We start from the raw sequence: 6,163 nt of genomic DNA on the forward strand, positions 1-6,163 counted from the left end.
CCTACAGTAAAGCTATCTGCCTAGAAATCTTCCAGGCGCCATACCTCATAAGCAGGCGTTTCATACGGGTGGCTTTGCTTGAGCGCGGCGACGACCTGACGAATCAGGTTATCGGCCACCACCAGCTCGACCTTCCATTCCTGCACCTGCTCGACTTGACCGCTCTGCCCGATGAACGGATGGCTGCCGTCCAGCGGGCGGAACTGGCCCTGGCCAAGCACCTGCCACGCGCAGTGGTCGTAGTCGCCGATTCGCCCGGCACCCGCGGCGAATACGGCGTCCTTGACCTCATCGACGTGGCTGGTCGGCACGAAGAAGGCAAGCTTGTACACGAGCCTTAGTTAACCCACACGCGCGCGTTGCGGAACATGCGCATCCAGGCACCGTCTTCGCTCCACTCATCCGGACGCCATGAGTTCTGAACGGCGCGGAACACGCGCTCAGGGTGCGGCATCATGATGGTGACGCGACCGTCCAGCGTGGTCATGCCGCCGATCCCGCGCGGCGAACCGTTCGGATTGGCCGGGTAGGTTTCGGTGACCTTGCCGTGGTTGTCGACGAAACGCAGCGCCACGGTGCCCGAAATATCGGCTTCCAGCAGTGCATCGCTGTTCTTGAACTCGGCATGGCCTTCACCGTGAGCAATGGCGATCGGCATGCGCGAACCGGCCATGCCCTGCAGGAAGATCGAGGCCGACTCCTGAATCTGGACCATTGCCACCCGCGCCTCGAACTGCTCGGAGCGGTTGCGCACGAAGTGCGGCCAGAACTCGCTGCCGGGGATCAGTTCGTGCAGGTTGGACAGCATCTGGCAACCGTTGCATACACCCAGGGTGAAGCTGTCGGTACGTTCGAAGAAACCCTGGAACGCATCGCGGGCGCGGCTGTTGAACAGCGCCGACTTGGCCCAGCCTTCGCCGGCACCCAGCACGTCACCGTAGGAGAAGCCACCACAGGCGACCATGCCCTTGAACTCGTTCAGGTCGACACGTCCAGCAAGAATATCGCTCATGTGCACGTCGATCGCATTGAAACCGGCGCGATCGAAGGCTGCCGCCATTTCCACCTGACCGTTCACGCCCTGCTCGCGCAGGACCGCGACTTGCGGGCGGACACCTTTCTTGATGTAAGGCGCGGCGATATCGTCGTTGACGTCGAATCCCAGTTTGGCGCAGAGACCCGGGTTGTCTTCCTCCAGCAAGGCGTCGAATTCCTGATCCGCGCACTCGGCGTTATCGCGCAGGCGCTGGATCTGGTAGCTGGTTTCGGCCCACTGGCGATGCAGCAGACGGCGCTTGCCGCTGAAGACAGGCTCGCCCTGGAAGCTGATAGAGACGTCGTCGTTGTTGACCGGCTGGCCGATGACCGCCACGCAGTCTTCCAGACCGGCGGCGCTGAACTGAGCCAGTACCAGCGCGGTGGCGTCCTGACGGACCTGAATGACCGCGCCCAGTTCTTCGTTGAACAGGATCGCGCTCAGTTCGGCGGCGTTCTCGGCGAGGCCGTCGAGGTGCAGGTTCAGGCCGCAATGACCGGCGAAGGCCATCTCCAGGGCGCTGACCAGCAAGCCACCGTCGGACCGGTCATGGTAAGCCAGGATGTGACCGTCGGCGTTCAGACCCTGGATCACGGCGAAGAACGCCTTCAGATCTTCGGCATCGTCGACGTCCGGAGCGCTGTTGCCCAGCTTGCCGTGAACCTGGGCCAGGATCGAGGCGCCCATGCGGTTCTGGCCACGACCCAGGTCGATCAGGATCAGGTCGGTAATGCCCTTGTCCATGCGCAGCTGCGGGGTCAGGGTCTGGCGAATGTCAGTTACCGGCGCGAAACCGGTCACGATCAGCGACAGCGGCGAGGTCACGCTCTTTTCGGCGCCCTCGTCGCTCCAGCGGGTTTTCATGGACATGGAGTCCTTGCCCACCGGAATGGTCAGGCCCAGTTCCGGGCACAGCTCCATGCCGACCGCCTTGACGGTATCGTACAGACGCGCGTCTTCGCCGGGGTGACCGGCCGCGGACATCCAGTTGGCCGACAGCTTGATGTCGGACAGCTTCTCGATGCGCGAGGCGGCGATGTTGGTCAGGACCTCACCGATCGCCATGCGGCCTGACGCCGGAGCGTCCAGCAGCGCGAGCGGAGTACGCTCGCCCATCGCCATGGCTTCGCCGGTGTGGACGTCGAAGCTGGTGGCGGTGACGGCGCAGTCGGCGACCGGGACCTGCCACGGACCAACCATCTGATCGCGAGCGACCAGACCGGTGATGCTGCGGTCGCCGATGGTGATCAGAAAGCTCTTGCTGGCGACGGCCGGGTGACGCAGCACGCGCTGAACGCTCTCTTCGAGGTCCAGCGTACTTGGGTCGAAATCATCGCCCAGCTCGGCCTCGCGCTCGACCGAACGGTGCATGCGCGGCGCCTTGCCCAGCAGCACTTCCAGCGGCATGTCCACCGGGCTGTTGCCGAAGTGACTGTCGGTGACGGTCAGTTGTGGCTCTTCGGTCGCTTCGCCGACTACCGCGAACGGGCAGCGCTCACGCTCGCAGATCGCCTCGAAGCGCTCGAAGTCTTCGGCGCTGACGGCCAGCACGTAACGTTCCTGAGACTCGTTGCTCCAGATTTCCAGCGGCGCCATGCCCGGCTCGTCGTTGGGCACGTTGCGCAATTCGAACCGGCCGCCACGGCCGCCGTCGTTGACCAGTTCCGGGAAGGCGTTGGACAGACCGCCCGCGCCAACGTCGTGAATGAAGGCGATCGGGTTCTTGTCGCCCAGCTGCCAGCAACGGTCGATGACTTCCTGGCAACGACGCTCCATTTCAGGGTTTTCACGCTGAACGGAGGCAAAGTCCAGGTCCGCCGAGCTGGTGCCGGTGGCCATCGACGAAGCGGCGCCGCCGCCCAGGCCGATGAGCATCGCCGGGCCACCCAGCACGATCAGCTTGGCGCCCACGGTGATTTCGCCCTTCTGGACGTGCTCTTCGCGGATGTTGCCCATGCCGCCGGCAAGCATGATCGGCTTGTGGTAGCCACGCACTTCGTCGCCATGCGGGGTCGCGATGGACTGCTCGAAGGTCCGGAAATAACCGGTCAGCGCCGGACGGCCGAACTCGTTGTTGAACGCCGCGCCGCCCAGCGGGCCTTCGATCATGATGTCCAGCGGCGTCACGATGCGCTCGGGCTTGCCGTACGGCTTCTCCCAAGGCTGTACGAAACCTGGGATGTTCAGGTTGGAAACGGTGAAGCCCGTCAGACCCGCCTTCGGCTTGGCGCCGCGACCGGTAGCGCCTTCGTCACGGATTTCGCCACCCGAACCTGTGGACGCGCCCGGGAAGGGAGCGATGGCGGTCGGGTGGTTGTGGGTCTCGACCTTCATCAGGATGTGCACCGGCTCCTGCACCGCGCCGTACTGGCGGGTCTCAGGATCGGGGAAGAAGCGGCCGGCCACGTTGCCGACGATCACCGAGGCGTTGTCCTTGTAAGCGGACAGGACACCTTCGCTGTGCATCGCGTAGGTGTTCTTGATCATGCCGAACAGGCTCTTGTCCTGGCTTTCGCCATCGATGTCCCAACTCGCGTTGAAGATCTTGTGGCGGCAGTGCTCGGAGTTGGCCTGGGCGAACATCATCAGTTCGATGTCGTGCGGGTTGCGACCCAGCCCATTGAAGGCATTGACCAGGTAATCGATCTCGTCTTCGGCCAGGGCCAGACCCAGCTCGACGTTGGCCTTCTCCAGCGCGGCGCGGCCGCCCCCCAGAATATCGACCGCGGTCAGCGGCTTGGGCTGGGCGTGGCTGAACAGGCTGTTGGCCTGTTCGGTGTCGGTCAGCACCAGCTGGGTCATGCGATCATGCAGACCGTCGGCGATCGCCTGAGCCTCGGTTTCGCTGAACTCGCCTTCCACATAGAACGCGATGCCGCGCTCGATGCGCTGGATCTTGGTCAGACCGCAGTTATGGGCAATGTCGCTGGCCTTGCTCGACCAGGGCGAAATCGTGCCGAAGCGAGGAATGACCAGAAACAGGCGCCCGCGCGGTTCCTGAACCGGAACGCTCGGGCCGTATTTCAGCAAACGGTCGAGAACCTGCTGCTCTTCGCTGGACAAATCGCCAGTGACGTCAGCGAAGTGGGTGAATTCAGCATACAGACCACTGACAGCCGAAACCTTTTGTTTCAGTTGTTCAAGTAGCTTGCTGTGGCGGAAGGCAGAGAGAGCAGGAGCACCGCGCAGGATCAACATCTTCGGGACAGCCTCGGAAGGGGGTGTGCTTTGAGGCCACGCATTCTAGCCTAAACCGGGCCTTTGAGCACTCTTGAAGGCAGCAATGAACAGGGCCGAATGTCGCGTAGTCCCCTGATGGCATTCTGAACGTAGAAAAACCGGCCGCCTATCAGACGCAAGCTCAACTGTCGAGATATGGCGGTCGTTGCGCTTTGCGTATACTGCACCGATGTTCTTCCGATCAGATTTCCGCCCTCGTTGCGCCAGATGGCTCATCGCAACCGGACTCTTCCTGATGCTCGGCGCCTGTGTGGACAAACCCAACACACTGGAGCGAGTCAAGGAGGATGGCATTCTGCGCGTGGTCACCCGCAACAGCCCGGCGACCTACTTCCAGGATCGCAACGGCGAAACAGGCTTCGAATACGAACTGGTCAAGCGTTTCGCCGAAGACATGGGCGTAAAACTGCAGATCGAGACTGCCGACAACCTGGACGACCTGTTCGACCAGATGAATACGCCCAATGGCCCGGTGCTGGGCGCGGCAGGCCTGATCGACACCCCGAAACGCAAGTCACAGGCACGGTTTTCCCATCCTTATCTTGCCGTCACGCCGCAGGTCGTCTACCGCAACGGGCAGAACCGGCCGACCGACCCGGGCGATCTGGTGGGCAAGCGCATCGTGGTACTCAAGGGCAGCAGCCACGCCGAGCAGCTTGCCGAATTGAAAGCGAAGAATCCGGCCCTGGAATACGAAGAATCCGACGCCGTCGAGGTGGTCGACCTGCTGCGCATGGTGGACGAAGGCCAGATCGACCTGACCCTGGTCGACTCCAACGAGCTGGCGATGAACCAGGTGTATTTCCCCAACGTACGGGTTGCCTTCGACCTGGGTGACGCGCGCCAGCAGCGCTGGGCGGTAGGGCCGGGCGAAGACAACAGTCTGCTCAACGAAATCAACGCCTACCTCGACAAGGTCGAAAAGAACGGCACCCTGCAGCGGCTCAAGGATCGTTATTACGGCCACGTCGATGTACTGGGTTACGTGGGCGCCTACACCTTTGCCCAGCATCTTCAGGAACGCCTGCCCAAGTACGAAAAGCACTTCCAGGTATCAGCCAAGAAAGAACAAGTGGATTGGCGGCTGCTGGCAGCCATCGGCTATCAGGAATCGATGTGGCAGCCCGCGGTGACCTCCAAGACTGGCGTGCGAGGCCTGATGATGCTGACCCAGAACACGGCACAGGCCATGGGTGTATCCAATCGGCTCGACGCTAAACAGAGCATCCAGGGCGGAGCCAAGTACTTTGCTTACGTGAAGGATCAACTGGACCCGGACATAAAGGAGCCTGATCGTACATGGCTCGCACTGGCGTCCTACAACGTGGGCGGCGGTCATCTGGAGGACGCCCGCAAGCTTGCCGCCAACGAAGGGCTGGACCCCAACAAATGGCTGGACGTGAAGAAGATGCTGCCGCGTCTGTCGCAGAAGAAGTGGTACAGCAAGACCCGTTACGGCTATGCCCGCGGCGGTGAGCCCGTGCATTTCGTGGCGAACATCCGCCGCTACTACGACATCCTGACCTGGCTGACCCAGCCACAACTGGAAGGCGATCAGGTCGCCGACAGCAATCTGCACGTACCGGCCGTGGACAAAACCAAGCCGCCTCAGTCACCGCAGTCCAACCAGCCGCAACCTGCACCTTGACCTAACGCTGACTGTAGGAGCCAGCTTGCTGGCGATCCGTTTTGCTGGAGATCGACAGCAGCGCATTCCCCCCCCCTGACACACCGCATCGCCTGCATCGCCAGCAAGCTGGCTGTGCTGGTCAACTTTTTCCGGACACATCAGCAGGTGATTTCAGGCCGGCTGGCGTTCGTACTGGTTTGGTGAGACATAGCCCAGTGTCGAGTGCAGGCGACCTTCGTTATAAAACCGCACGATGT

The 6,163-nt window shown here is 62.1% G+C and carries 4 protein-coding genes; 1 reads left to right on the forward strand and 3 read right to left on the reverse strand.

Features of this window, described 5'->3' with window-relative positions:
- Positions 1-20: 20 nt before the first annotated feature.
- Together cutA and purL are read right to left on the reverse strand one after the other, a co-directional pair.
- A complete protein-coding gene (gene cutA / locus TRP66_RS20900; RefSeq protein WP_333406707.1) occupies positions 21-332 on the reverse strand; it encodes a YqfO family protein in 312 nt (103 codons plus the stop codon).
- 5 nt (positions 333-337) lie between these two features.
- Positions 338-4,234 (reverse strand): phosphoribosylformylglycinamidine synthase, encoded by a 3,897-nt coding sequence (purL, locus tag TRP66_RS20905; protein WP_333406709.1) that lies wholly within the window; start codon positions 4,232-4,234, stop codon positions 338-340.
- Positions 4,235-4,445: 211 nt separating this feature from the next.
- Between purL and mltF the strand changes: the two genes are divergently transcribed.
- Positions 4,446-5,924, forward strand: coding sequence for a membrane-bound lytic murein transglycosylase MltF (gene mltF / locus TRP66_RS20910; RefSeq protein WP_333406711.1), 1,479 nt, complete (start codon positions 4,446-4,448; stop codon positions 5,922-5,924).
- A gap of 153 nt (positions 5,925-6,077) precedes the next feature.
- On the opposite strand, the gene TRP66_RS20915 is transcribed toward mltF, so the two are convergent.
- Positions 6,078-6,163: IS3 family transposase (locus TRP66_RS20915; protein WP_333406725.1), on the reverse strand; the 86-nt coding region annotated here is incomplete at its 5' end.

Origin of the sequence: Pseudomonas sp. JDS28PS106, from assembly GCF_036706555.1 — a bacterium.
Lineage (GTDB): Bacteria > Pseudomonadota > Gammaproteobacteria > Pseudomonadales > Pseudomonadaceae > Aquipseudomonas.

What these genes read in the sequence shown, in the direction of transcription:
- purL (WP_333406709.1), bottom strand. Translation starts at nt 4,234, where the DNA reads ATGTTGATCCTGCGCGGTGCTCCTGCTCTCTCTGCCTTCCGCCACAGC.
- mltF (WP_333406711.1), top strand. Translation starts at nt 4,446, where the DNA reads ATGTTCTTCCGATCAGATTTCCGCCCTCGTTGCGCCAGATGGCTCATC.